The sequence below is a fragment of the Streptomyces sp. NPDC096176 genome (assembly GCF_044763255.1).
Classification (GTDB): Bacteria; Actinomycetota; Actinomycetes; order Streptomycetales; family Streptomycetaceae; genus Streptomyces.
In genome coordinates, this window is the sequence record NZ_JBIWFV010000002.1 from 1 (window position 1) to 2,979 (window position 2,979).

Here is a 2,979-nt window from a genome sequence, read left to right on the forward strand (position 1 = left end):
CGGCGACGACGGCGACACCACCTTCCCGCACCCCGGCCGGTACACCCGAAGCTCCGTACCCAACCGCACCAGCACGTCATTGCACCGGTCACCGTCGACATCGCCGAAGGGGACGAGGTGGGCGCTCGCCGAGAACGTGCCGCCCGCCTGCCGCGACGACACCCCGCCGGTCCCGTTGCCCCGGTACTGGGACACCAGACCGGCCGAGTCCTTCACCAGCAGCTCGCCGAAACCGTCGTCACCCAAGTCACGCCACACCGGTGAACCGCCCCGGACCGACACCGCACCCGACGCCTTCAGCTCCGCGCCCTGGCCGTCCGCCGGCTTCGCCGACAGCGACCACGTGTACGCACCGTTCGCCACCAGCCGCCCGGACGCGTCCTTCCCGTCCCACGAACCCGAGACCAGACCACGCGCCTCACCACCCGACAACGTCCGCACCACAACCCCGGACGCCTTGTGCCGCAGCACCAACGACCACGACCCAGCCGGCTTCGACAACCACCAACGCGGCTTCCACACACCACCCTTCACGTTCACCGACACCGCAGCATCGGAGTCCAGCAGGCTCAGCGCCGAGTTCGCGACCCCGGACGGAACGACGTGCGTGTCACCCGCCGGGTCCACGTAGGTCAGGTGCCCGCCGAAGCGGTCGACGTTCCAGCCGCGGCCGGGCTCCACGGCCGCCGGCTTGCCGACGACACGGGTCCCCGCCGTACCGCGGACGTCGGTGATGCTCAGGACGCCGCCCTGCTCCCAGCCGACGTATCCGTCACCGAGGACGGCGGACCGGTGCGCCGGAAGGGACACGTTTCGCTTGGTGTTCATGTCGTACACGCCGGCGGTCCCCGCGCACTTCCAGTACACGCTGGACGACCACACCTGGACGTCCTGGAGATCGCAGGTCCCGACGTCGACGCTGCGGAGGGTCTTCCCCGTCCGTACGTCGACGGCGTCGACGATTCCGGCCGCCGTGCCCTCGATCCACAGCGTGCCGCCCACGAGCGAGGTGGCCCGGAAGCCGATGTCACGGCCGAACACCCGTGTGCGGGAGTCCAGGTCGATCACCTCGTGCTCGACGTGGCCCACGGAGTATGCGGCATACCGGCCCGACGCCTCCAGATCGTCGCTCAGGTACACGTTCGGGATGTTGGTGCCGGGCAGCTGCTGATCGGGCCCGACGATGTACAGGCCGACGCCGTTGACCTCCTCGAACACAAGACGGCCGTCGCCGGTGGGCCGCAGCTCGGGGCACCAGTAGGGGTCACAGCCTCCGTAGAACTGATAGCTGTTCTCGCCCCGCTCCGTGCGCTTCTCCGCGCTGAGTTCGCCGTTCACCGTGAGCGCGGTCGAGCGCACCTTGGCGGTGTTGTACGGCACCCGGTCGACGGTGTGCAGCTCGCCCTGCGCCGCGGCCAGGCGCACGGTGCGGGTGCCGACCAGCGGGATGTCCACGACCTTGGTCGCCTGCGGATCCCCGGCCGCGTCCTCCCGCACCGAGTGCACCGAACGCTCTGTGCCCTCCCCGGCCCGGACGAACAGCGCCCTGCCGTCGACGCGTCCCGCTCCGGGCACGGTGCCGACGACACGATCGAGGACCACACGCTCGGCGCCGCCCGCCAGCGGGACCGCCGAAACCGTCCTGAAGGCGGCCTCCTCGACCGGCCGAGACACCAGCAGGTCGTCACCCATCACGGTGAAGGCAGCACCGCCCGCCCTGTCGACCGGAAGCTCGTGGGCCGGCGCGGACCAGTCCGTGACGTCCCAGATCTTCACCAGCCCGTCCACGGGCAATTCCACGAGATGGCGGCCGGAGAGCTGGGCGCGCCCGACCAGACCGGTGCCCTTGAACGGCGTCGGGTGCAGACGGAACGACCTGTCGACATAGCCCACCGAGGCATTGCCGCCGTGAAGGTAGGAGACGAAGAACCCGTACGTGTCGGCCAGACCGTTGCTGCCGACGATCGTGGTGTCCTCCGGAAGCCCCGTGAGCGTACGGTCCGTCCGGACACCGTCGACCAGGGCCAGTTGGTGCACGGCGACACTGCGGCCGTCCTTGAACTCCGAGGTGATGACCGTCTCACCCAGGACGTGCCGGAACGACTGTCCCTCGGGGACGACGATGGTCCGCTCGTGGCCGCCCTTCATGTCCTGCAGCACGACCTGCTTCTGCTGCGGGTGCCAGCGGGCGACCGTGTCCGACCCGGTGCTGTGGAGACTGTGCGCGCCCTTGGCGTCGTACGGCGTCTGCGACCCGTCGGCGTACGAGACATGGGTGTAGCCGCCGTTGTGGTCACCGCGGATGAACCCGGAGGCACCCGCGACCGGAACCTTCGCCGCATTGGGGTCGAGCGACTTCTCGACCGGGATCGTCAGCGCCGGAGGCGCGTCCGCGGCCACCGCGGGCGTGACACCCAGCGGGGCGACGGCGGACGTGAGTGCCGCCACGAAAGCGACGGCGGCCGTCATACGGGCATGACGGCTCATGGGCGCATTGCGCAACAAGAAAGGCCCCTCCCCAGGAAACCTGCTGTTCGTGGAGACGGGCGCGGCGCTTGATGCGGCCCCCCGGCCGTGCGTTCGCACACCCGTCTCGTAATGCGCTGAGCGTACAGCAGGGCCCGTACGACACCTCGGTGTCGTACGGGCCCTGATCAAGCAGTCAAGCGGTCGAGCAGCCGGGCGAGTCAGCCGTTGCGCTTCCAGCGCGGCTTGTCGTCACGGCGGCCGCCGCCGAACGAGCCGGAGCTCGAACCGGCGCCACCGCGGTGGTCGTCGCGGCGGCCGTACGGGCGGTCACTGCTGCCGGAGCGGAAGCCGCCGGAGGGACGGTCGTCGCGACGGTCACGGTTGAAGGGGCGGTCGCTGCCGCGGTGGCCGGCCGGACGGTCGTCGCGGCGGAAGCCACCACGGTCGTCACGACGCTCGAAGCCACGGTCGCGGTTGAAGCCGCCACGGTCAGCACTGCCACCACGGTCG

General features: G+C 70.4%; 1 protein-coding gene and 1 pseudogene. Both read right to left on the reverse strand.

The annotated features are described in order from the left end of the window. A partial coding sequence (locus ACIQ7Q_RS05135; RefSeq protein ID WP_403856462.1) for a FlgD immunoglobulin-like domain containing protein occupies positions 1-2,487 on the reverse strand: 2,487 nt, incomplete at its 3' end. Between the two features lie 200 nt (positions 2,488-2,687). After that, positions 2,688-2,979 (reverse strand): annotated as a pseudogene (locus ACIQ7Q_RS05140) (RNA helicase); the annotation flags it as partial.